The organism is Lentzea jiangxiensis (assembly GCF_900104175.1).
In the GTDB taxonomy this organism is placed as follows: Bacteria; Actinomycetota; Actinomycetes; order Mycobacteriales; family Pseudonocardiaceae; genus Lentzea; species Lentzea jiangxiensis.
In genome coordinates this window covers 34,769-56,374 of record NZ_FNIX01000014.1, presented here as the reverse complement: position 1 = coordinate 56,374, position 21,606 = coordinate 34,769, and the positions used below count along the sequence as shown (strand labels likewise).

The 21,606-nt window shown below is 71.5% G+C and carries 23 protein-coding genes; 11 read left to right on the top strand and 12 right to left on the bottom strand.

Annotated features, from left to right (window positions below; translation table 11 throughout):
* Positions 1-39: 39 nt before the first annotated feature.
* The 4 genes from BLQ91_RS28680 to BLQ91_RS28665 all read right to left on the bottom strand — a co-directional run bounded on the left by BLQ91_RS28680 (position 40) and on the right by BLQ91_RS28665 (position 3,600).
* A complete protein-coding gene (locus BLQ91_RS28680; protein WP_090101747.1) occupies positions 40-600 on the bottom strand; it encodes a ferritin in 561 nt (186 codons plus the stop codon).
* A 99-nt stretch (positions 601-699) separates the two neighbouring features.
* The gene (locus BLQ91_RS28675; RefSeq protein ID WP_176960003.1) at positions 700-1,887 is read right to left on the bottom strand and encodes an arginine deiminase; all 1,188 of its coding nucleotides are present in this window, start codon (positions 1,885-1,887) and stop codon (positions 700-702) included.
* A gap of 147 nt (positions 1,888-2,034) precedes the next feature.
* Positions 2,035-2,733, bottom strand: a complete 699-nt coding sequence (locus tag BLQ91_RS28670; RefSeq protein WP_090101946.1) for a CPBP family intramembrane glutamic endopeptidase — start codon at positions 2,731-2,733, stop codon at positions 2,035-2,037.
* A 102-nt stretch (positions 2,734-2,835) separates the two neighbouring features.
* Positions 2,836-3,600, bottom strand: a complete 765-nt coding sequence (locus tag BLQ91_RS28665) for a DUF2470 domain-containing protein (protein ID WP_090101945.1) — start codon at positions 3,598-3,600, stop codon at positions 2,836-2,838.
* 246 nt (positions 3,601-3,846) lie between these two features.
* Here BLQ91_RS28665 and BLQ91_RS42925 point away from each other — a divergent pair, with 246 nt between their 5' ends.
* Both BLQ91_RS42925 and BLQ91_RS28655 read left to right on the top strand, forming a co-directional pair.
* A complete protein-coding gene (locus tag BLQ91_RS42925) occupies positions 3,847-4,143 on the top strand; it encodes a hypothetical protein (RefSeq protein ID WP_245733868.1) in 297 nt (98 codons plus the stop codon).
* Entirely contained in the window at positions 4,140-4,598 is a 459-nt protein-coding gene (locus BLQ91_RS28655; protein WP_143022851.1) for a hypothetical protein, read from the top strand. Before BLQ91_RS42925 ends, BLQ91_RS28655 begins: the two co-directional genes overlap by 4 nt.
* On the opposite strand, the gene BLQ91_RS28650 is transcribed toward BLQ91_RS28655, so the two are convergent.
* Together BLQ91_RS28650 and BLQ91_RS28645 are read right to left on the bottom strand one after the other, a co-directional pair.
* Entirely contained in the window at positions 4,585-5,469 is an 885-nt protein-coding gene (locus BLQ91_RS28650) for an NAD-dependent epimerase/dehydratase family protein (protein WP_090101742.1), read from the bottom strand. The genes BLQ91_RS28655 and BLQ91_RS28650 overlap by 14 nt on opposite strands.
* A 17-nt stretch (positions 5,470-5,486) precedes the next feature.
* Positions 5,487-6,332, bottom strand: a complete 846-nt coding sequence (locus BLQ91_RS28645) for an alpha/beta fold hydrolase (RefSeq protein ID WP_090101740.1) — start codon at positions 6,330-6,332, stop codon at positions 5,487-5,489.
* Between the two features lie 88 nt (positions 6,333-6,420).
* Between BLQ91_RS28645 and BLQ91_RS28640 the strand changes: the two genes are divergently transcribed.
* Positions 6,421-6,870 carry a MarR family winged helix-turn-helix transcriptional regulator gene (locus BLQ91_RS28640; RefSeq protein WP_218130447.1) on the top strand — a complete coding sequence of 150 codons (450 nt, stop codon included), beginning with the start codon at positions 6,421-6,423 and terminating at the stop codon, positions 6,868-6,870.
* On the opposite strand, the gene BLQ91_RS28635 is transcribed toward BLQ91_RS28640, so the two are convergent.
* The 4 genes from BLQ91_RS28635 to BLQ91_RS28620 are packed head-to-tail and all read right to left on the bottom strand — an operon-like array spanning position 6,867 to position 10,661.
* Complete coding sequence (locus BLQ91_RS28635; protein WP_090101736.1) at positions 6,867-8,009, bottom strand: VWA domain-containing protein; 1,143 nt, start codon at positions 8,007-8,009, stop codon at positions 6,867-6,869. The genes BLQ91_RS28640 and BLQ91_RS28635 overlap by 4 nt on opposite strands.
* Positions 8,006-8,638, bottom strand: coding sequence for an IclR family transcriptional regulator (locus BLQ91_RS28630; protein ID WP_090101734.1), 633 nt, complete (start codon positions 8,636-8,638; stop codon positions 8,006-8,008). The genes BLQ91_RS28635 and BLQ91_RS28630 overlap by 4 nt, the downstream gene beginning before the upstream one ends.
* Positions 8,638-9,801 (bottom strand): fumarylacetoacetase, encoded by a 1,164-nt coding sequence (gene fahA / locus BLQ91_RS28625; protein ID WP_090101732.1) that lies wholly within the window; start codon positions 9,799-9,801, stop codon positions 8,638-8,640. The genes BLQ91_RS28630 and fahA overlap by 1 nt, the downstream gene beginning before the upstream one ends.
* Complete coding sequence (locus BLQ91_RS28620; protein ID WP_425412559.1) at positions 9,798-10,661, bottom strand: hypothetical protein; 864 nt, start codon at positions 10,659-10,661, stop codon at positions 9,798-9,800. The genes fahA and BLQ91_RS28620 overlap by 4 nt, the downstream gene beginning before the upstream one ends.
* Before the next feature lie 70 nt (positions 10,662-10,731).
* Here BLQ91_RS28620 and BLQ91_RS28615 point away from each other — a divergent pair, with 70 nt between their 5' ends.
* From BLQ91_RS28615 to BLQ91_RS28590, 6 genes are all read left to right on the top strand, one after another.
* Positions 10,732-11,904: a homogentisate 1,2-dioxygenase gene (locus BLQ91_RS28615; protein ID WP_090101727.1), complete on the top strand. Its 1,173-nt coding sequence runs from the start codon at positions 10,732-10,734 to the stop codon at positions 11,902-11,904.
* Positions 11,905-11,937: 33 nt separating this feature from the next.
* Positions 11,938-13,101 carry an SWIM zinc finger family protein gene (locus BLQ91_RS28610; RefSeq protein ID WP_090101725.1) on the top strand — a complete coding sequence of 388 codons (1,164 nt, stop codon included), beginning with the start codon at positions 11,938-11,940 and terminating at the stop codon, positions 13,099-13,101.
* A gap of 106 nt (positions 13,102-13,207) precedes the next feature.
* Positions 13,208-14,638 (top strand): DUF5691 domain-containing protein, encoded by a 1,431-nt coding sequence (locus BLQ91_RS28605; protein WP_090101723.1) that lies wholly within the window; start codon positions 13,208-13,210, stop codon positions 14,636-14,638.
* Entirely contained in the window at positions 14,635-15,720 is a 1,086-nt protein-coding gene (locus BLQ91_RS28600) for an ATP-binding protein (protein WP_218130446.1), read from the top strand. The genes BLQ91_RS28605 and BLQ91_RS28600 overlap by 4 nt, the downstream gene beginning before the upstream one ends.
* A complete protein-coding gene (locus BLQ91_RS28595; RefSeq protein WP_176959995.1) occupies positions 15,713-17,890 on the top strand; it encodes a DUF5682 family protein in 2,178 nt (725 codons plus the stop codon). Before BLQ91_RS28600 ends, BLQ91_RS28595 begins: the two co-directional genes overlap by 8 nt.
* On the top strand, positions 17,887-18,246 hold the full coding sequence (locus tag BLQ91_RS28590; RefSeq protein WP_090101720.1) for a hypothetical protein: 360 nt from the start codon (positions 17,887-17,889) through the stop codon (positions 18,244-18,246). The genes BLQ91_RS28595 and BLQ91_RS28590 overlap by 4 nt, the downstream gene beginning before the upstream one ends.
* 82 nt (positions 18,247-18,328) lie before the next feature.
* Here the strand turns inward: BLQ91_RS28590 and BLQ91_RS28585 are convergent, their stop codons facing one another.
* Positions 18,329-18,679, bottom strand: a complete 351-nt coding sequence (locus tag BLQ91_RS28585) for a cupin domain-containing protein (RefSeq protein ID WP_090101942.1) — start codon at positions 18,677-18,679, stop codon at positions 18,329-18,331.
* A gap of 79 nt (positions 18,680-18,758) precedes the next feature.
* Between BLQ91_RS28585 and BLQ91_RS28580 the strand changes: the two genes are divergently transcribed.
* Positions 18,759-19,208, top strand: a complete 450-nt coding sequence (locus tag BLQ91_RS28580) for a MarR family winged helix-turn-helix transcriptional regulator (protein WP_245733867.1) — start codon at positions 18,759-18,761, stop codon at positions 19,206-19,208.
* Positions 19,209-19,235: 27 nt separating this feature from the next.
* Here the strand turns inward: BLQ91_RS28580 and BLQ91_RS28575 are convergent, their stop codons facing one another.
* Entirely contained in the window at positions 19,236-19,826 is a 591-nt protein-coding gene (locus BLQ91_RS28575; RefSeq protein ID WP_281199657.1) for a TMEM165/GDT1 family protein, read from the bottom strand.
* Positions 19,827-20,142: 316 nt separating this feature from the next.
* On the opposite strand from BLQ91_RS28575, the gene BLQ91_RS28570 reads away from it, so the two are divergent.
* Complete coding sequence (locus BLQ91_RS28570) at positions 20,143-21,597, top strand: cytochrome ubiquinol oxidase subunit I (RefSeq protein ID WP_090101714.1); 1,455 nt, start codon at positions 20,143-20,145, stop codon at positions 21,595-21,597.
* The last annotated feature ends 9 nt before the right edge of the window (positions 21,598-21,606 follow it).

Sequence of the window (21,606 nt, the reverse complement as noted above, 5' to 3'; positions counted from 1 at the left end):
GGTCTTTTGTGATCAGGCACTCAACCGTGCGGAGGAAAGTCAGAGCGTGCCGCCCGCGGCGGTCGGAGCGCTGGTGTCGGCGCCTTCGTCGCCCACGCTTTCCCGCGTGAGGAAGGTCTCCACGTAGAACATGTTGCCGTCCGCGCGGTCCATGATCGTGAGCAGCGTCTTCATCGAGGAGACCTCCTCGACCTGCTCCTTGAGGAACCACTGCACGAACTGCTCACCGATGTAGTCGCCCTCCTCGCGGGCGGCCTTGGCGAGGGCCACGATCTGCTCGGTGACCTGCTGCTCCTGGCGCAGTGCCAGGTCGACGAGGTCGCGCGGGGCCTTGAACTCGTTGAACGGCGTCTCGGTGCCGGGAATGACGGCCGGGATGTCGTTGTCCATGAGGAACTTGACGATCATCATCGCGTGGTTGCGCTCTTCGAGGGCCTGCTTGTAGAAGTGCGACGCGAGGCGCGGGAGGTCCTCGTTGTCGAACCACACGGCGAGTGCGACGTACTGCTGCGAAGCGGAGAACTCGTTGCCGACCTGAGCCTGCAGGAGCTCGTGGAACTTCGACTGCTTGGACAGGATCTTCTTCACGTTCGAGGCCATGCGGAGTACGTTAGCCGAGAATGCCGAAATTTGCATTCGAGGAAAAGCTAACCTTTGTTTGGAAAGGGAAACCAAACAAAGGTTAGGCATTCCTAACGATCACACCAATGGCGCGCGGTCGATCGGGCACGACATGCACCGGGGGCCGCCGCGGCCGGAACCCAGCTCCGAACCGGCGATCCGCAGCACCTCGACGCCCGCGTCCTCCAGGCGTGCGTTCGTCTCGACGTTGCGCTCGTAGGCCACGACGAGGCCGGGAGCCACGGCAAGCGTGTTGTTGCCGTCGTCCCACTGCTCGCGCTCGGCGGTGACGGTGTCCAGGCCGGTGTCGATCACACGCAGCCGCTCGATGCCCATGGCCTCCGCCGCCGCCTCCAGGAACGGCACGGGGCCGTCCACGCGCACGCCGCCGTCGCCGTCGGACCGCATCGGATAGGCGGTGAGCGAGTCGCTGATCGCCGGGTACATCACCACGGCGTCGCGGTCGACCATCGTGCAGACGGTGTCGAGGTGCATCGTGGCGCGTTCCTGCTTGATCGGCACCGCCAGCACCGTGTGCGCGAGGCCGTCCGCGAGAGCGGAGCGCGCGAACGACTCGGCGCCGGCCGGGGTGGTGCGCTCGCCGACGCCGATGGCGATGACGCCCGGCGCGAGCAGCAGCACGTCGCCGCCCTCCAGCGGTGCCGAGTGGGCGCCGTACGCGCGGCCCGTGCGGCGGAACCGCGGGTGGTAGGCGTAGATCAGGTCGGTCAGCGTCGTCTCGCGGTCGCGGGCGGGCAGCGCGAGCGAGGTGATGGCCACGCGGTCGCCGACCCAGACCGACGAGTCGCGGGTGAAGAGCAGGTTCGGCAGCGGGTCGACAGCGAAGTCGATCGGCAGGTGCATCTTGCGCACCAGCGACGCGCCCTCGGCGGCCGGCAGCTCCTCGAAGGTCATGCCGGTCATCAGGACCTGGGCGAGCTGCGGGGCCGGCAGCGACGTGAGGTGGCTGCGCAGCGCGTCGGCCAGGTCGATGCCCAGACGGCGCTCGTTGACGGCGCTGTGGATGCCCGCGATGCGCGCGCGGTTGTCCTCCAGCGCCTGCACCAGCACGTCGGCCAGCAGCAGCACCTCGACACCGCGGGAGGTGAGCGTCGCGGCGAACGCGTCGTGCTCCTCCTGGGCGCGGCCGACCCACGGCACGCCGTCGAACAGCAGCTGGTCGTTGTTGCGCGGGGTGAGCCTTTTGAGCTCGTTGCCCGGCCGGTGCAGCAGCACCGTGCGCAGCGGGCCGACCTCGCTGTCCACGCGGGGCGCGGCGTCCGGGAGTGCTTCGGTTTCGGCGATCGTGTGCGCAGTCACCGGTCGAGCGTAACTCCGAACAGCACAAATCGCCGCTCCAGAGCTTCAACAGGCAACGAAACGCGTGTGAATGTCGATCTGAGCAACGAATCGTTAGGGCAACCAGCTGACTTTGCCGCGCAACATTGCGTAGCCCACGAATGCCACGACGTCGAGGATCGTGTGAGCGATCACCAACGGCCACAGGCGCTTCGTCCGCTGCCAGTAGTAGCCGAAGACCAGGCCCATCACGAGGTTGCCGACGAACCCGCCGAAGCCCTGGTAGAGGTGGTACGAGCCGCGCAGGACGGCCGCCGCGACCAGCGCGGTGTACTGCCGCCACCCGAGCTGGCGCAGCCGGGTGATCAGGTACCCGACGACGAGCACCTCCTCCGCCCACGCGTTGCCGGCCGCGGCGAGGACCAGCGCCACGTTCATCCACCACTGGTTGTCCAGGGTGGACGGCTGGACGGCGAGGTTCAGCCCGAGCGTCCAGGCGGCGAAGTAGAACGCGAGCCCCGGGATGCCGATGATCGCGGCCAGCCCGAGCGCGCCGAGCGAGTCGGCGAGCTTGCGGGTGCCGTCGAGCCCGATGACCTTGAGCTTGATCCCCGTGCGCCACAGCAGGTACAGCCCGATGCCGCCCCACGCGGCCAGTTGCAGCACGCCGAGCAGCTGTGCCACGAGGTCCAGCAGGTCGGCACGCGCCTGCGGGACGTTGAGCGCGACGGACTGCTGGTTGAGCGGCGTCGGCTGCAGCAGGCTGTCGACGAGCCGCACGAGGCTGCGCAGGCCCGAGAGCCCGAGCGTCATGCTGAAGACGATCAGCAGTTCGAGCTGGTAACCGCGCTTCTCTTCGGTGCGGATCTCCAGGGCGGTCGAGGTCACCCGCGTGACGCTACCCGCAGGCCCCGCTCACCTCTGTGCGAGGAAAGGGCAGCCCATCAGGCGCCGGAGCTCGGCGGCGAGCTCCGCCGGGGTGCTGACCGACTGGGAGAACGCGATGCGCACGTCGTGGTCGTCGCACTCCGCCTCCACCCGCAGCCGCAGCCCGAACCGGTCGAGTCCGAGCGGCCGCACGCGGCCCGCCCGCAGCTCCTCCGGCAGGTGCCGGGCGAGCTGGCCGACGACGTCGCGGTGCGCGGCCTCCAGGTGCCGCAGCCAGTGGTCCTCGTTGCCGCAGAACGGGTCCGGCGTCGCGCTCGCGAACTGCTCCGGCTGGATCGACGACGTGCTCTCGGCGTCCGCGATCACCATCGAGGCGGGCGTGAGCCGCAGCACGGTGACGCCGTGACCGGCGTCGAGCAGCCGGTGGTCGGGCCGGACGTCGGCGACCGCGAGCACCTCCTCGCGCGCCTCCCGGTCGTCGAGCGCGGAGACCCAGCCGGTGAGCCACAGCAGGCCGCGCACGGGTTCGCGCAACGCCACCGGTGCCTGGTCGGCGATCTCCAGCATCGCCGTCACCTCGGTCCGCGGGGAGTGCCAGAGCTGTCCGACCAGCGGGTGCTCGTCGGGCAGCAGCAGGGTGGTGGAGCCGCACGGGTGGACGTGGTGGAACAGCGGGGTGGTGCGGGACCCGGCCTGGGGGAGCAGGGCGGCGGAGCCGTGGCGGGCCGCGATCGTGCGGGCGCGTTCGGCGGCGTGCGGCGCCGGCGGGCGCTTGGTCCGGGTGTCGGTCACCACTCCACCTCCTCGAAGCTTAGGCAAGCCTAACTTAGCGGTGCTCGGGAAGGGAACAGCCACCTGTACGGTGGACGCGTGGCCGTGCCCAGCAAGCCGTCCACCGAGGGGGCGGCGCTCGACGATCGGTGGACCCGGCACTGCGTGGACCGGGCGAGTCGTCGCGCCCTCATGTGGACGGTTCTCGCGGGTTCGGCTTTCGTGCTCCAGTTCCTCCTGGTCCTGGTGTGGTCGTGGTCCTCGCCGGTGGCGCTGGTGCTGCTCTTCTTCGCCGCGGCCGTGCTGTGGGGGGTCACCCGACGGCGTCCCGTGCGTTTACCGGAAGGTGAACCGTGGCATTTCGCTCATGTGCAGTGGGAGGGAGGGCGTCTGGTCGTGCAGTCTTCACCGCCTCTGTTGCTGACCCTGAGCGTCGATCCCCTGGTGCGTGGCCGGATCGCGCGTCACCGCCGTGCGTGGTTCGTGCCGCCGGACGCCGCCGGGAACACCGTTGTGACGTTCCGCGGCGTGCCGCGCCTGATCCCGGCGCGGGTGACCCGATGACGACCATGGTCGAGAACTGGAGCGACACCTGCCTCGCGCGGGCGGACCGCCGCGCGGTCGGCCACATCCTCTTCTCCCTCGCCGTGCTCGGCCTCGTGCTGCTGATCGGCTGGCTCTGGCTCACCGTCCTGTCGGTGCCGGTGGTGCTCGAACTGGCCGCCCCGGGGTTGCGGCACTTCCTGCAGCGCAGCGGCACGGTCGAGCTGGTCGAGCGGTTCCCGTTCCGCCCGGTGTCGGTGAAGTTCGTGCCGGGCAAGCGGATCGGGCGCCAGGCCTACCTGCGGGTCGCCGACTCGGAGAACGACCTGCGCCTGCCCGAGCTGCCGGAGCGGGCGCGCGTGCTGGTCCGGCACACCGGCCGGATCTGGATCGCCGGACCGGACGAACGCGGCCGCGTCGTGGCGATGACGCGCGGTCTCGCGTTCCTCACCCGCGGACGGGTCATCGACCGCTGACCCACGCCCGGTAGTGCCTCTCGGGCGCGTCGGTGAACGAGACGTGCCGCGGCCGCCAGCCGAGCAGCCGGTGGGCCTTGGCGCTCGACACGAGTTCGTCCTGGTCCGCCGCGACCTGCATGATCCCGCCCGCCTCCGCGGGTTCCAGTCGGATCCCACCGGTGAAGCCCGCCGCGCGCACCGCGACGCGCTGCACCTCCAGCGCGGACAGGCGCTGGTCGTCCGCGATCACGAACACCTCGCCCTCCGGTGCGCGGCCGAGGATGCGGACGTATGCCTCGGCGAGGTCGTCGACGTGCACCCAGCTCCAGCGCTTGGCGGTGTCGCCGTAGAAGACCGGTGCGCCCGCCTCGGCCGCGGCGAACCACTGCGCGGTCATGGAGGTGGTGGCCGGGCCGCCGTAGAGGAAACCGGGCCGCACCACCGTGTGCGCCAGGCCGCTCGCGGCGAGCTCGCGTTCCAGCGCGAACCGGAACCCGATCGGGCTCTCCGGGTTGCCGGGCGTGTTCTCGTCCATGAGCGCCACGCCCGTGCGGCCGTAGGAGGAGATGCCGGTCGTGTAGACGAGGTGACGGCGCCGGCCGTCCCGTTCCTCGGCCGCGGTGATCTCGGCGAACAACGTGCGGTCGGTGCCCACCGGGTCGTCGAGGTCCATCACCAGGTGCACGACCGCGTCGGTGCCGTCGAGGTGGTGACGCCAGGTCTCCGGCTCGGCGAGGGCGCCCCGCACGGGCGTGACCTCGTCGACGACCAGGTTCCCGGCGGTGGACGTGTCGCGGGTGAGGCCGAGGACGGTGTGCCCGGCGCGGGCGAGGGCCGCGGAGACGCGGCGGCCGGTGTAGCCCGTGGCGCCGGTGACGAGGATCTGCATGTTTTCTGGCTCCCTGATCAGGCCGCGAAGAAGCGGGTCAGTGCGTCGGCGGTGGCGGCCGGGTTGTCGGCGGCATAGGTGTGGGCGGCGTCAGGGACGATCTCGGCGCGGACGTCGGTCGCCGCCTCGCGGGCGCCGTTGAGCAGCACGTCGGACGGCAGGCCGTGCTCGCCGTGCAGCACGAGCACCGGGACCTCGACCTTGATGCCGGCACGGGCGTTGCGGCCGTCCTGCGGCACCGTGGCGTAGTGCTCGAACCCGCCGCGCATCCCGCCGGGCCGGGTGAGGGTGCGCAGCAGATCGGCGTGGTCGTCGTCGGTGATGCCGCCGCGGGTCATCTGCCGGTGGAACCAGGACAGGTACCGCTCCTCGCGGCCTTCGACGAGCTCCGCCGCGAACTCGCTCTCGGCGTGGAAGCCGAAGTGCCACAGGTGCGACAGGTGCTCCTCCAGGCCGAAGCCGGGCAGGAAGCACTCGCTGAGCACCAGCCTGGTCACGTCCCGCGGGTACCGCTGGGCCCAGGCGTGGGCGGTCATCGTGCCGACGTCGGTGCCGAGCACGAACGCGTTCCCGGCACCGAGGTGGCGCAGCAGCGCGTGCAGGTCATCGGCCTCGTCCTGCTTGGTCCAGTGCCCGTCGGGGACCGACGAGTCGCCGGAGCCGCGCAGGTCCGGTGCGACGACGCGGAAGCCGCGTGCGGCCAGCAGCGGCAGCAGTGCGCGGAACTCGATCCAGCTGAACGGCCAGCCGTGCACGAGCACGGCCAACGGCCCCTCCCCGCCGATCACGTAGTGCAGCGTGACGCCGTTGACCTCGGCGTACGCGTGTTCGAACCCCTCCGGCGCCGGAGCTGGAGATGTCATGCGATCACCCCTTAGCTTGCTTGCCTAAGCAAGGAACACCCTTCCAGGAGTACAGGAAATTGCTTGGTTGGGCAAGTAAGCTGTGAGCGTGACCGCACTCGCTCCGCTGTCGTCCGACGAAACCCAGCTCTGGCAGAGCCTCGGCCGGTTGGTGCACTCGCTGCCCCGCGCGCTGGAGGACGACATGTCCCGCACCGGCGTGACGATGACCGAGTTCGCCGTGCTGCTGCTGTTGAGCGAGGCACCCGGCCGTCGGCTGCGGATGTCCGCGCTCGCCTCCCGGGCGGGTCTCACCGCGTCCCGCATCACCAGGGTCGTCGACGGGCTGGGCAAGCACGGCCTCGTGCGGAAGGAGCGCCACGGCGAGGACGCGCGCGGAAACGACGCGATCCTGACCGACGAGGGGCTGCGCGTGATGCGCGCGGCCCAGCCGGCTCACCTGGCGAGCGCGCGCAAGCGGGTGCTCGACAAGATCCCGCCCGAGCTGCTGCCCGAGCTGGCCAGGACCGTCACGGCGCTGGCCGACGAGCTGGCCTAACGGCCCGTGGCGATGCCCTCGGCCTCGGCCCACTGCGTGAGGTCGTCCTTGCGCAGGGCGGCCGCCATCAGCTCGGGGAACTTGTCCGGCGTGCAGGCGAACGCGGGCGCGCCCAGCGCGTGCAGCTTCGCCGCCAGCTCGTGGTCGTAGGCCGGGGTGCCGGAGTCGCTGAGCGCCAGCAGGTTCACGACCGTGACACCGCTCGCGACCAGTTCCCGGACGCGGCGCCGCAGCTCGGACTCCGACCCGCCCTCGTAGAGGTCGCTGATGATCACGACGACCGTGTCGGTGGGCCTGCGGACGAGCGTCTGCGCGTAGGCGACCGCGCGGTTGATGTCCGTGCCGCCGCCGAGCTGGGCGCTGAACAGCAGGTCGACCGGGTCGCTGAGCTGGTCGGTCAGGTCCGCGACCTCGGTGTCGAAGACGACGAGCTTCGTCGAGATCGAGCGGATGGACGCGAGGGCCGACCCCAGGACCGCCGCGTGCACCAGCGACTCCGCCATCGAGCCGGACTGGTCGACGAGCAGGACGACGTCCCGCACCGCCGCGGCCCTGCTGCGCCGGCGGTGGCCGATCAGGTCCTCGACGATCACGGTCTTGTGCCGCGGCTGGTAGTTCTTGAGGTTCGCGCGGATCGTGGTCGCCCAGTCCACGTCCGGCAGCTGCGGCCGCCGGGTGCGCCGGGACCGGTCGACGGCGCCGCGGACGGCCTCGACGAGCCGGTCCTGCAGGCGTTTCTCGATGTCCTCGACGACCTTGGCCACCACGGTCCGCGCGGTGTCGCGGGTGCGGGCGGGAATGGCGCGGGAGAGCTGCAGCAGGGTGCTGACGAGGTTCACGTCCGGCTCGACCGACTGCAGCAGTTCGGGTTCGAGCAGCAGCTGCTTGAGCCCCAGCTTCTCGACCGCGTCCCGTTGCATGACCTGCACGACGGACGTGGGGAAGTACTTGCGGACGTCGCCCAGCCAGCGGTGCAGCTGCGGGTTGCTGGCACCGAGACCGGCGCCGCGGTCGCCGCCACCGCCGTAGAGGCCCGTGAGCGCGCTGTCACGCCGTTGGTCGTCGTCTCCGAGCTGAGAGACGTCTTCAGCGCTCGGGCCGAGCAGCAGCCGCCAGCGCCTCAGGCGTTCGTCGGTCATTTGAGCGCCGCCGCCACTTCTTCGGCCGCCCGCACGACGTGAGGGCCGACGATGTCCGCGTCGAGCTTCTCCAGCGCCACGACGCCCACGGACGCCCGCAGGCCGGGAACGCCGCGCACCGGTGCCGCGACGCCGAACGCGTTCGGCTGCAGCTCACCCGCGGAGACGACCCAGATCTCCGCGGGCTGCGAGATGGCCCTGCCGGCCGCCCCGCGGTGCACCGGGTGGCGCGATCCCACCCGGTACGCCACGTGGAAAGCGGTCCACGACGGTTCGACGACGGCGACGGCCTGGGCCTCGCCGCCGTCCGCGACCGTCAGGTGCGCGGTGGCGCCGACCTTCTCGGCGAGCTCGCGCAACGCCGGGTTGGCCGCCATCCGCAGCTGGGGGAGGACGTTGGAGGCGAGGCGCAGCACGCCCAGGCCGAGCCGGACCTTCGACCCCTCCCGGCGCACGAGACCGCGCGCCTGGAGCGGGACGAGGAGCCGGTAGACCGCGGCCCTGGACGCGCCGATGGCCGTGGCGAGCTCCGAGATCGACGGCGCCTCGGACTCCGCCTCAGCGACAGCCTGGAGGAGCGCCAGACCCCGTTCCAGGGTCAGCGAGCTCTCCTTCGTCGCTCCCACCATCACGCGCTCCGAACTGTGCCCACCACCTCGGCGAGACCGACCACGGAGCCGCCTTCACCGGGAGCCGTCGCGGTCAGCCTGACCGTGTCGCCGTCCTCCAGGAAGGACCTCGTGGAGCCGTCGTCGAGCTTGAACGGTTCCTTGCCGCCCCAGCTGAGCTCGAGGAACGAGCCGCGCTCGTGCTTCTCCGGTCCCGAGACCGTGCCGGAGGCGAACAGATCACCCGGGCGCACCGTAGCGCCGTTCACCGTCATGTGGGCCAGCTGTTGCACAAATGACCACGACATCTCCCGGAACGGGGGCCGCGCGACGATCGTGTCGTTCAGCTCCACCGTGATGGTGATGTCCAGGCCCCACGGCTGGTCGCACGTCAGGTAGTCGTGCAGCTTGTTCGGCAGCGGCGGCGTCGGGACGCGGGCGACCGAGAACGCCTCCAGCGGCGTGATCCACGCGCTGATCGACGTGGCGAACGACTTGGCGAGGAACGGGCCCAGCGGCTGGTACTCCCAGGCCTGGATGTCGCGCGCCGACCAGTCGTTGACCAGCGCGACGCCGAAGACGTGCTCGGCGGCCCTGCTGGTGCTCACGTTCGCCGCCCGCGGACCGCCGCAGACGAACCCGACCTCGGCCTCGATGTCGAGGCGCTCGGACGGGCCGAACTTCGGGCCCTCGCTGCCGCGCTTCTGGCCGTTGGGGCGCTTGACGTCGGTGCCCGAGACGTACACCGTGCCCGCGCGGCCGTGGTAGCCGATCGGCAGGTGCGTCCAGTTCGGCGTGAGCGGGTCGCCGTCGGGGCGGAACATGCGGCCGACGTTCTCGGCGTGGTGCCTGCTCGAGTAGAAGTCCACGTAGTCGCCGACGGTGAACGGCAGCTTCGCGGTCTCGATCCCGACGAGCTCGGCGCCCCTGGGGGCGGAGCTCGACCGGACGACCTCCCTCAGCTTGGCGCGCAGCGCGCTCCACACCGGGCGGCCCGCCGCCAGCAGCGGGTCCAGCGAGTCGCCCTGGACGAACTCGCTGCACTTGCCCAGGGCGAGGCTCTTCAGCAGCAGAGCCCGGTCGCCCACGCGGACGGCCACACCGCCGTCGACGACGCCGTAGGGGAGGGTCTGCGGTCCGAACGGCTGGTCTTCGGTGAAGTTCGGGTCGCTGATCCAGCTCACAGCAGTCCAAGCCCCTCGAGGTCGGCGACAGGTTCGGCGAGCGAGCACGAGCCGTAGCTCGCGAACACGCCGCGGACGGCGTGCGCGGCCTGGTCGCTGAGCGCCTTGGCCTCGGCGGTGAGAGCCTCGGCGTCGGTGTTCGCCAGCGCCTCGCGGACGTCCCGGCCGCTGAGGCTGCGGGCCGTGGCGACGAGGAGGTTGAGGAAGCCGTGGTGCGTGAAGCCCTGCTCGTCGGTGTGGCGGACGGCCCTGTGCAGGCCCGCCGTCGCCTTGAACGCGACGCCGCCGCCGCTGACGACGGACAGGAAGTCCGCGACCTCCTCGACGCTCGGGAAGTTCTCCTGCGACAGGCCGCCGCAGCGCAGCTTGGGCCAGCTGCCGTGCTCGATGACCCGGCGGACGCCGTCGAGCCACTCGGCTCCACCGCGGCGGGGTTCGACGACGCGGATGACGTCCTCGGGGACGAACTCCGACACGCGCTCGAGCCACACCTCGTCCACATCGGACGGTGCGGGCATCTCGACCATGCGCAGCGCCAGGAGCTCACTGCGGCTCTCGACGATCGACACGGCCTTCGGCACACCGCCGAGACCCGTGTCGATCACGAGGGAGAGCGCGATCGGCTTCGGGGGCTTGACCTTGATGAGTTCGGTGATCAGTTCGGCGAGGCGGGAGGCCGGGCACAGGAAAAGACCCATGACACCGGACCACTCACCGACCCGTCCGTCGAGGTGACCACGCACCGCGTCGGGCATCGACGCGCTCCCCGGGGGGAACAGCGCGGCATCGTCCACAAGCCTCGCGAGCAGGGGCGGAGTACCGCGCGGACCGGGCGCACGGAGTTCGACAGCGCTTGACACGGCTGACACGCTAGCCGTGTACCGCCAACTGAACAAAGATGTCCGATAGTCGAACGCTTCCGGAGACGTCATGGCCCACTACCGCCAGGTCGGGGAGATCCCCCGAAAGCGCCACACCCAGTTCCGCAAACCGGACGGTGGGCTCTACGCGGAAGAGCTCATGGGGGTCGAGGGGTTCTCGGCCGATTCGGCCCTGCTCTACCACCGGTACCTGCCGACCGCGATCGTCAACGCGGAGACGCTCAAGGACGAGCGCGGCACCGTGGCGCCGAACCTGCCGCTGAAGCCGCGCCACTTCAAGACCACCGACCTGACCTGGGCTTCCGACGAGGTCGACGCGGTGACCGGGCGTCGCCGGCTGTTCCACAACCCGGACGTGACCATCGGTTTCGTGGTGGCCAACGCGCCGTCTCCGCTGTACCGCAACGCTTCCGGTGACGAGCTGCTGTACGTGCAGGGCGGTTCCGGCGTCGTCGAGACGATCTACGGCGCGCTGGAGGTGGGCGACGGCGACTACGTCGTGGTCCCGACCTCCTGCACGTACCGGGTGGTGCCGTCGTCGCCGATGTCGCTGCTGGTGCTGGAGGCGACCGGGCACATCGGGCCGCCGAAGAGGTACCTGTCGAAGGCCGGCCAGTTCCTGGAGCACTCGCCGTACTGCGAGCGCGACATCCGCGGCCCCGAGGAGCCGTTGCTCGTCGAGGGCACCGACGTCGACGTGGTCGTGCGGCACCGCGCGGGGCTCACGAAGTTCACCTACGCCAACCACCCGTTCGACGTAGTGGGCTGGGACGGGCACCTGTACCCGTGGGCGTTCAACATCCGCGACTTCGAACCGATCACCGGCCGCGTGCACCAGCCGCCGCCCGTGCACCAGACGTTCGAGGGCCCGAACTTCGTCGTGTGCTCGTTCTGCCCGCGCAAGGTCGACTACCACCCGCTGGCCGTGCCGGTGCCGTACAACCACGCGAACGTCGACTCGGACGAGCTGATGTTCTACGTCGGCGGCAACTACGAGGCGCGCAAGGGTTCGGGCATCGGCATCGGCTCGATGTCGCTGCACCCCTCGGGCTGCACGCACGGCCCGCAGCCCGGAGCCGTCGAGGCGTCGCTGGGCGTGGACTACTTCGACGAGACCGCGGTCATGGTCGACACGTTCCGGCCGCTGGAACTGGGCGAGGCCGCGGAGGCCTGCGAGGACCCGGCGTACGCGTGGACGTGGGCCCGACGCGGTCCGGCCTGATTTCCTGTCGGGGGTCCTCGCTACTTTGGTCCCGTGAGGACACGAGCCGTTCCGACGCGCTGGCAGGGCCTGGGCAAGGCCCTGCCGGTGCTGTGGGGCCTCTACACGGGCTCGGGCTCCGTGCCGTACCGCGTGTGCGTCGACCTGGCCGCGGGCTCGGCCAAGTGCACGTGCCCGTCCCGCAAGTTCCCCTGCAAGCACGCCGTCTCGCTGCAGGAGCTCGACCTCCCCGACGCCCCGCCGCCCGACTGGGTGCGGGAGTGGACGGCCCGCAGAGCCGCTCGTGAGCTCGACTCCTCACCGGAGGCCGTGGCCAGGCGCCTGCGCGCCCGCGAGAAGACGGCGGCGAACCGCGCCTCGGCGATGTCCTCGGGCATCGACGGCCTGCGCGACTGGCTGCTCGACGTGGCCTCCGCGGGCATCGCGTCCCTGCCCGGCCGCCCGGCGTCGTGGTGGCAGGCGTTCACCGCCCGCATGATCGACGCCCAGGTCCCCGGCGTCGCCGCGGCGGTGGCCGAGATCCAGGAGATCGTCGCCCGCTCGGGTCCCCGCTGGACCTCCGACGTGGCCGACCGCCTGGGCGGCCTGCACCTCCTGTGCTTCGTGCAGCCACGATCGCGCCTGGGCGTCACGATCCCCGAGGAGGCCGTCCGGGCCACCCCGGGCGTGTTCGACCGCTGGGTGGCCCTCCTGCGGCTGGAAACGGACGACGGCCGCGTCCGCACCGTCCGCCAGTGGTGCTGGGGCCGCCGGACGTCGGGCTGGGTGGTCGCGATCCGCCACTCCGCGGTCGGCGCGCCGGTCCCGCTCCTGCCGCACGGCCAGGAGTCCTCCGCGCTCGTGCACCGGTACCCGGACTCGGACCGCGTGGCCCTCGGCGAGTTGGAAGGCTCGCGAACCCCGGACCCGGTGCCCGCCCCGCCGGCGTGGCGCACGGCCCTGGCGGCCCTGGAACCGATGCTGACGGCCGACCCGTGGCAGCGCCTGTTCCCGCTCGGCTGCGCCTCGGTGAGGCTGCACGGGGGCTCTCTGGTCGACCCGTCCGGGCACGGCCTCCCGGTGCGCGACGACACGGGCCTGGACATGGCGCTGGCGCTGAGCGGCGGTGTCCCGTTCGACGCCTGGGGCCTGTGGGACGGGCACGCGCTGCGGCTGGGCGCGGTGTCGATCGACGGCATCCTGGAGGTGGTCGCGTGACCACGCCGCAGCCCGGTGGCGCCCCGCGGCTTCCTCCGGCGCGCTCCCGCGTCGCCCCGCACGTCCCCTTCCCCGGCCGCTCCCACCCCCTGCCGGAGGTGGCGGCGTGAAGGACGACTGGTCCAAGGCCGTCCAAGACCTCCTCATCGGCACCACGAGAGGAGGCGGCGACCCCGCGGTCCTCCTCGCCGACTGTGCCGCCCTGGGCGTGGCCGCGTTCGGCGCCACCCTCCCGCAGGAGGTCCAGGCCGACCCGCTCCCACCGGCCCCGCCCGAGCGGGCCGACTTCCCCAGGCCGGCCGCCAGGGCCGTCCTCGAAGCGATCATGAGCCTCGACGACGAGGTCCTGCTCACCGAGTGGTGCGCCCTCGCCAAGGCCGGCGGCGTCGTGGCCGAGCACCGCATGCTCCCCGCGCTGCTCGCCCTCGGCACGGCCCGTCCCGGCCTGCGCGCCGCCGTGGTCGAGGTGCTGGGCACGAGGGGCCGCTGGCTCGCGGGCACCCGCCCGGGCTGGTCCTGGGCGAGCGGTGCCGCGCCGCTCGTGGACGAGGTGCCGCTGGACGAGGTCCTCGACCTGCCCAGCGCGCAACGGGTCCGCGCGCTGCGCCGCAAGCGCAAGGCCGACCCGGTGGGCGTCGGCGGGTTCATCGCGCGGGAGTTCGCCGCGTCCCGCCGCTCCGCCGACCGCCAGGTGCTGGTCAGCGCCCTCGAGACCGGCCTGGGGCCGCAGGACGAACGGCTGCTCGAAGCGGCCCTCGACGACAACGCGGCGGCCGTCCACGACGAGGCACTCCGGCTCCTGCGCACCCTGGGGCGCACACGTCTCGCCGCCCGCGCGGCCCACCGCCTGCGCCGCGGGCTCCGCCTCACCGCGGACGGGCTCGACGTCCGGCCGGAGGAGCTCTGGACCGCGCAGGCCGACCCGGCGGAGCAGCGCGACCTCATGCGCGACGGGTCCGAGAAGGGCGTGGCGGGGCGCATCCGTGCGGCGGCCGCGAGCGTCCCGCCGTCGTACTGGACCTCGACCCTGCGGGCCGACGACGCCCAGGCCGCCGACGTGCTCCGGCGGGGGCCGTGGGCCGCGGCTCTGCTCAGGGGTGTCGCCGGTCAGCTCTCCGCGGCGAAGGACCCGCGTCCGTGGGCCGTCGCGGCCGCCGAGACGCTGACCGGCATGGAGCAGCTGGAGATGCTGGCAGCACTGCCCGCGAGCGTCGCCGAGCAGGCGGTCGTGGCCGTGTCGAAGAACTGGCACTACGACCTCCTCGACCACGCCTGCGCCCAGCTCCCGGCGCCGTGGTCGCCCGAGACCACCCGCGCGCTGATGCACCGCTACGCCGCGCTGCCCGATCCGCGCTGGCGGGCGGGCCGTCCGCCGTCCGTGCTGCTGGCGCGGGGTGACGCGGACCTGCTCGGGGCGAGCTGGGAGGCTCTGACCCGCCGCTGGCCGGAGAACTCGCTGGAACTGGAGGTCCTCCGCCTCCGCATCCGCCTGCGCGAATCGTTCGCACCACCGCAACCGCCCCGGGAGGCCCCGTGACCGCCGTGCTCAGGCCGACGGCCGAACAGCAGTACGCCGCCGAGCTCGAGGCCGTCGCGGCTCAGGACGACCGGCAGCGGCCACCGAACTGGCGCCTGTCGCCGCAGGCCGTGGTCACGTACGTGCTGGGCGGCACGCTGCCCGACGGCACGGTCGTCACGCCGAAGTACGTCGGCGCGCGCAGGCTGGTCGAGGTCGCGGTGGGCACGCTGGTCACGGACAGGGCGCTGCTGCTCGTCGGTGTGCCGGGCACGGCCAAGTCGTGGCTGTCCGAACACCTCGCGGCGGCGATCACCGGCGACTCGACGCTGGTGGTCCAGGGCACGGCGGGCACGAGCGAGGACCAGGTCCGCTACGGCTGGAACTACGCCCGGCTGATCGCCGAGGGCCCGAGCGAGAACGCCCTGGTGCCGAGCCCGGTCATGAAGGGCATGCAGCAGGGCTCGGTGGTGAGGGTCGAGGAGCTGACCCGCATGCCGTCCGAGGTGCAGGACTCGTTCATCACGGTCCTGAGCGAGAAGTCGCTGCCGGTGCCGGAGCTCAACTCGCAGGTCCAGGCGGTGCCGGGCTTCACGGTCATCGCCACGGCGAACGACAGGGACCGCGGCGTCAACCAGATGTCGTCGGCGCTCGCCCGGCGCTTCAACACCGTCGTGCTGCCGCCTCCCGCGACCGAGGACGCCGAGGTCGAGATCGTCATCACCCGCGCGCGGCAGCTGGGCAAGGCGCTGCAGCTGCCCGCCGAACCGCCCGCGCTCGACGAGGTGCGCCGCGTCGTGCGGATCTTCCGGGAGCTGCGCGGCGGTTCCACCGTGGACGGTCGCACGCAGCTGAAGAAGCCCAGCGGCAGCCTGTCCACCGCGGAGGCGATCTCGGTGATCGCGAACGGCATGGCGCTCGCCGGCCACTTCGGCGACGGCACGCTCGGCGCGGACGAGCTGGCCAGCGGGTTGATCGGGTCGGTGGTCAAGGACAGGGTGTCGGACGCGACGGTGTGGCAGGAGTACCTGGAGACGGTGCTGAAGGAGCGCGCCGAGTGGCGCGACCTCTACCGGGCCTGCCTGGACGCCAGCGGTGACTGAGCCGGATCCCGGGCCGGTCCTGCTCGGCATCCGCCACCACGGCCCCGGCTCGGCCCGGATGGTCAAGCGGGCGCTGGAGGCCGTCCGGCCGGCGCTCGTCCTGATCGAGGGGCCTCCGGAGGCGGACGCCCTCCTCGACCACGTCCACGCCCTGACACCGCCGGTCGCGATCCTGCTGCACGACGAGACCGAGCCGGAGAACGCCGCGTTCTGGCCGTTCGCGGAGTTCTCGCCGGAGTGGCAGGCGCTCAGGTACGCCGCCGAGACCGGTGCCACCGCGCGTTTCTTCGACCTGCCCGCGGCTGCCTCGATCGGTGACGACGGCCCGAGCGGGAACGTCGACCCCATCGGCCTGCTCGCCGAGGCGGCGGGCTTCGACGACCCCGAACGCTGGTGGGAGGACGTCGTCGAGCACAGCGCCTCCGATCCGCTCGACCTCGCGAACGCCATCGCCGAGGCGATGGTGGCCGTCCGCGAGGAGTTCGAGGACGAGGTGGGGGAGCGCACGCTCCGGCGGGAAGCGTTCATGCGCCAGACGATCCGCAAGGCGCGCAAGGAAACCGACGGCCCGATCGTCGTCATCTGCGGTGCGTGGCACGTTCCCGCCCTGCTGACCACACCGACGGCCGCGAGCGACACCGCGTTGCTGAAAGGCCTGCGCCGCCGCAGGATCTCCGGCACCTGGGTGCCGTGGAGCCACGGCCAGCTCGCCGCCGAGTCCGGCTACGGCGCGGGTGTCGACTCGCCGGGCTGGTACGCGCACCTCTGGCAGCACCAGCAGGACGTGGTCCCGCGCTGGTTCGCCAAAGCCGCCGCCGTGCTCAGGGAAGAAGACCTGCCGGCCTCGACCGCGAGCGCCGTGGAGGCCGTCCGCCTCGCGGAAACCCTTGCCGCGCTGAGGGAACGCCCCAGTGCGGGCCTGAGCGAGGTCAACGAGGCCGCGCTCGCCGTCCTGTGCGGCGGCGAGGAGATCCACCTCCAGCTCGTCCACCGCAAGCTCGTCGTCGGCGAACGCCTGGGCGAGGTGGGGGAGGCCGTCCCGCGATCGCCGTTGGCTGCGGATCTCCAACGCCTGCAACGGAAACTGCGCCTGCCCGCGGACGTCCAGCCCAAGCAGCTCAAACTGGACCTCCGCAAGGACACCGACCGCGAACGGTCGAAACTCCTGCAGCGCCTGGAAGTTCTCGGCGTCCCTTGGGGCAGGCCGGACCGGTCCAACTCCCTCGGCACGTTCGCCGAGGTGTGGCAGCTGCGCTGGGACCCGGTCTTCGCGGTCTCGGTCGCCGTCGCCGCCCGCCACGGCACGACCGTCCACACCGCCGCCGAGAACGTCCTCGTCCAGTCCGCGAAGGACGCCAAGCGGGTCGCCGACGCCGCCGCGACCCTGACCAGGTCGGTGGGCTGCGAGCTGCCCAAGGCCGTCGCCGGGGCCCGCGGGGCGCTCGACCGCTGCGCCGCCCTGGCCACCGACGCCCTCGAACTGCTCGCCGCCCTCCCGGACCTGGCCAGGACCGTGCGCTACGGGTCGGTCCGCGGCACCGACCCGGAACTGCTGCGCGTGGCCCTGCACGGCCTGCTGACGCGAGGGGCCGTCGGTCTGCCCCTCGCCTGCCGCAACGTCGACGACGAAACGGCCGAGAACGCGCTCGCCACCATCGACGGAGCCCACGAGGCCACCCGTCTCGCCGCGGACGACGACCACCAGAAGACCTGGTGGCGGGCCCTGCACGCCCTGGTCAAGGCCGAGGCGCACGGCCTCCCGACCGGCAGGGCCACCCGCCTGCTCTGGGAAGCGGGCGAGCTGACCAGCGACGACGTGGCCGCCCGCCTGCACCGCAACGTCGCCACGGCGTTCGTCGCGGGCTTCCTCCGGGGCTCGGCGACGCTGCTGGCCGCCGATCCGCGCCTCTTCGGCCTCATCGACGAGTGGCTGAGCGGCCTGCGGGGCGAGGCGTTCGACGACGCCCTGCCCCTGCTGCGCCGCGCCATCACCGACTTCACCCCCGCCGAACGACGCCTGCTCGGCGAACGGGTCGTGGCCGGTGAGACCCCCACCCCGGCCGCCGGCGACGAATGGGACCCAGACATCGCGCAACGGCTCGCCGCGCACGTCCGAGGCCTCATGGCCGGAGTTTCACGTCCTTCCGATCCGGTGATCCCAGAGGTGTGACCGCACCTGACGAAGACCGCGCGACCGTGTTGGACGAAGAACGCCCCGTCGGCCGGGACGAGGACAGCGCCGTGGTGCCGGACGCGGCGCGCCCCGTCCCCGTGGACGACGAGCGTTCCGCCGAGGTGGACGACGTGCAGCCCGGCGCGCCGGACGGAACAGACCCCGTCGTGCCTTCGGGCGAGCGCACCACCGCAGCCGCGGACGGCAGCGACCTCGTCCCGCCCGACGAGAGCCGCCTCGAAGAGTCGCAGCAGCTCATCGACGAGGCCAAGAAGATCGCTCGCGATCTGCGCGAAGAGGTCCCGGACACCGCGCCGGAGCCTCCCCGCGAAGTGGGCTCCCCGGCCAACTGAGGCGAGCTGCCCACCGGCAGCACCTCAACCATCCCCGATGGCGGGCAAGCCCCTGAACAGGGCGGGTTGCCCGCCGTCCGGACTAGAGCGACCAGGGCGGCGTGATCGTCCGCCCGTCCGCCAGCGTGCCCCGGATCCCCACCGAGGTGGCGACCAGCACGCGCGCCGGCCCTCCCGTCAGCGACAGCTCGGTGTCCGGCGGCACCACCACGGCGTCGCCGGTCCCGGCGGTCTGCCCCTGGATCGTCACCGATCCGGACAGCACGTAGAACACCTCCTCCTTCGACGCGCGGTGCGGCGTGCCGTCCCCGCCCTCCGGCACGTCGACGGTCCACAGAGCGATCTCGGTGCTGCCGCGTGACGGCACGGCCAGCGACCTGAACTCGAACCCGCCGAACGAGTGCGTGACGGCGGACTCTCCCGTGACCAGCAAGACGACCTCCAAAGTAGTCAACCAAGTTGTCCAAACTTACAATAAGGTCAACCTGGTTGTCTACATCGGAGGAGCAGCGGTGGAACCGGTGCCCGTGCTGCTGGCGATGACGTACCGCGCCCTGGGCGACCAGTTCCACGACCGGCTCCGGCAGATCGGTCTCGAACCGCTGCGGCCGGCCCACGGCTACGTCTTCCGGTTCCTCGAGGAGAAGCGGGCCACGACCGTCGACATCGGACAGCACCTCGGCGTCACGAAGCAGGCCGCGGCGAAGATCGCCAACGAGCTCGACGAGTGGGGCTACGTGCTGAAAGAACCGCATCCGACGGACAAGCGCGCCCAGTACGTCACGCTCACCACGAAGGGTCGCGACTACCTGAAGCTGGCCGACAACCTCTGGTCCGACCTCGAAGCGGAGATGGCCGAGGCGATCGGCGCGGACACGCTCGCCACCGTCAAGCAGGGCCTCGCCGCGTACCTGCGGCACGTCCGCGGCGAGGACCGGCCGGGGCTCCGCCCGATCTGGTGACCAGGCAGAACGCCAGGTGGAAGCCCGTCAGAACACCTGCGTCAGCGCGACCACGGCGAACACCGCGAAGAGCACCCCGGCCACCCGCTGGATCCAGTGCGTCGGCAGGCGACCGGCGAGCTTGCGCCCCACGAGCACGGCGAGCCCGGCCACGGCGACCAGTGCCAGCCAGGCGCCCAGGCCGACGGCCAGCGGTTCGCCGTAGCGGGCCGTGATGCCGGCCGTCGCGAGCTGCGAGGCGTCGCCCCACTCCGCCGCGAACAGCACGCCGAACGACGTCAGGGTGGCGCGCCAGAACGGCACGACCGCGCGGGTCCCCGCCTCGTCCGCTGAGTCCCCGTCCTGCGAGAACCCCTCCTTGAGCAGCATGAACGCGCCCACGCCGAACAGCACGGCGACCACGGCCGCCACCACGCGGTCGGGCAGCAGGGTCAGGGCCGAGCCGAACGCGGCCGCGACGACGCTCTGCACGGCGAAGGCCGCGACGACGCCGACGAACACCGGCAACGCGCGGTAGCGGGTGGTCAGCACCAGGGTCGCGACCATGGTCTTGTCGGGCAGCTCGACGAGGAACACCACCGCGAAAGCGGTGATGAACGCGAGCAATGATGTGGCCACGAGGTCCTCCACGTCCGAATACGAGCCCGGACGGAGGCGCGACAGACCCCGACCAGGCGTGTTGCAACCTGGCCGGAGGTCTCGTTCGCCCGCGAAAGACGGGTGTGGGACCGGGGCCGCTCGAAGGCGGACCAGTATGTCGATCACCACGCCACCGGCTGGAAGCTCCGGTGGGAACTACTCCCCTCTGGCGCGGCCATCGTAACCGACGCAGGTCACGTGCAAGGCGTGACCTCCCGCACGGGACCTTGGTCCCGAGCTGGGACGGGACCGTCGTACCTGATGACGGCCATGATCCACACCTAGGCTCGGAGACGTGGAAGTACTCGAGCTCGCGCGGTGGCAGTTCGGCATCACCACCGTCTACCACTTTCTGATGGTGCCGCTGACGATCGGCCTGTCGCTGCTGGTGGCGGCGATGCAGACCGCGTGGGTGCGCACGGGCGACGAGCGCTATTACAAGATGACGAAGTTCTGGGGGAAGCTCCTCCTGATCAACTTCGCCATGGGCGTCGTCACGGGCATCGTGCAGGAGTTCCAGTTCGGCATGGCCTGGAGCGCCTACTCGCGGTTCGTCGGCGACGTGTTCGGCGCGCCGCTCGCGATGGAGGGGATCGTCGCCTTCTTCGTCGAGTCGACCTTCCTCGGCCTGTGGATCTTCGGCTGGGACAAGCTGCCGAAGAAGGCCCACCTCGCCTGCGCCTGGGCGTTCAGCCTCGCCACGATGGCGAGCGCCTACTTCATCCTCGCCGCCAACTCGTGGATGCAGCACCCGGTCGGCATCGTGATGGACGAGGGACGGCCGCGGCTCACCTCGATCTGGGCCGTGCTGACCAACAACACGGTGCTCGCCGCCTTCCCGCACACCATCGCGGGCGCGTTCGCCGTGGCCGGCGCGTTCCTCGTGGGCATCGCCGCCTGGCACCTGTACCGCAGGTCGCAGGACGAGAGCGTCTGGCGCGGCTCGCTCAAGCTCGGCACCTGGGTCGGCGTGGTCGCGTTCGGCGCCCTGAGCATCAGCGGTGACCTGCAGGGCAAGCTGATGTTCGAGCAGCAGCCGATGAAGATGGCCGCCGCGGAAGCGTTGTGCCACACCGAACAGCCGGCGAGCTTCAGCGTCTTCGCGATCGGCGACGTCACGCGGCCCGACTGCGAGAACGTCAAGAGCATCACGGTGCCCGCACTGCTGAGTTTCCTGGCGCACAACGACTTCAGCAGCGAGGTCAAGGGCATCCAGGACCTGGTCCCGATGTACCAGGAGAAGTACGGCGAGTTCTACCCCGTCGACGAACGGCTGGGCGAGCTCAGCGGCAAGCCGATCGACTACGTGCCCGCGCTTCCCGTGACGTACTGGGGTTTCCGGTTGATGATCGGGTTCGGTGCCGTCTCGGCCGGCCTCGGGGTGTTCATGCTCTGGTTGACGCGCAGGAACCGGACGCCCACCGGATGGTGGTTCCCGGCTCTCGGCCTCGCCGGCATCGCGGCTCCCTTCCTGGCCAACAGCGCGGGCTGGATCTTCACCGAGATGGGCAGGCAGCCGTTCGTCGTGGTGCCCAACCCGTCCGGTGTGGACGGTGTCTGGATGTTCACCGCGCAGGCGGTCTCGAACAGCACCCCCGGCGAGATCCTGACCTCGCTCATCGCGCTCACCGCGGTCTACAGCGTGCTGGCGGTCGTGGAGTTCCACCTGATCCGCAAGTACGTCCGGGGCGGCATCCCAGGCGTGCTGCCCCAGAAGACCGACGACGGCGCCCTGGCGTTCGCGTACTAGGGGAGAGGC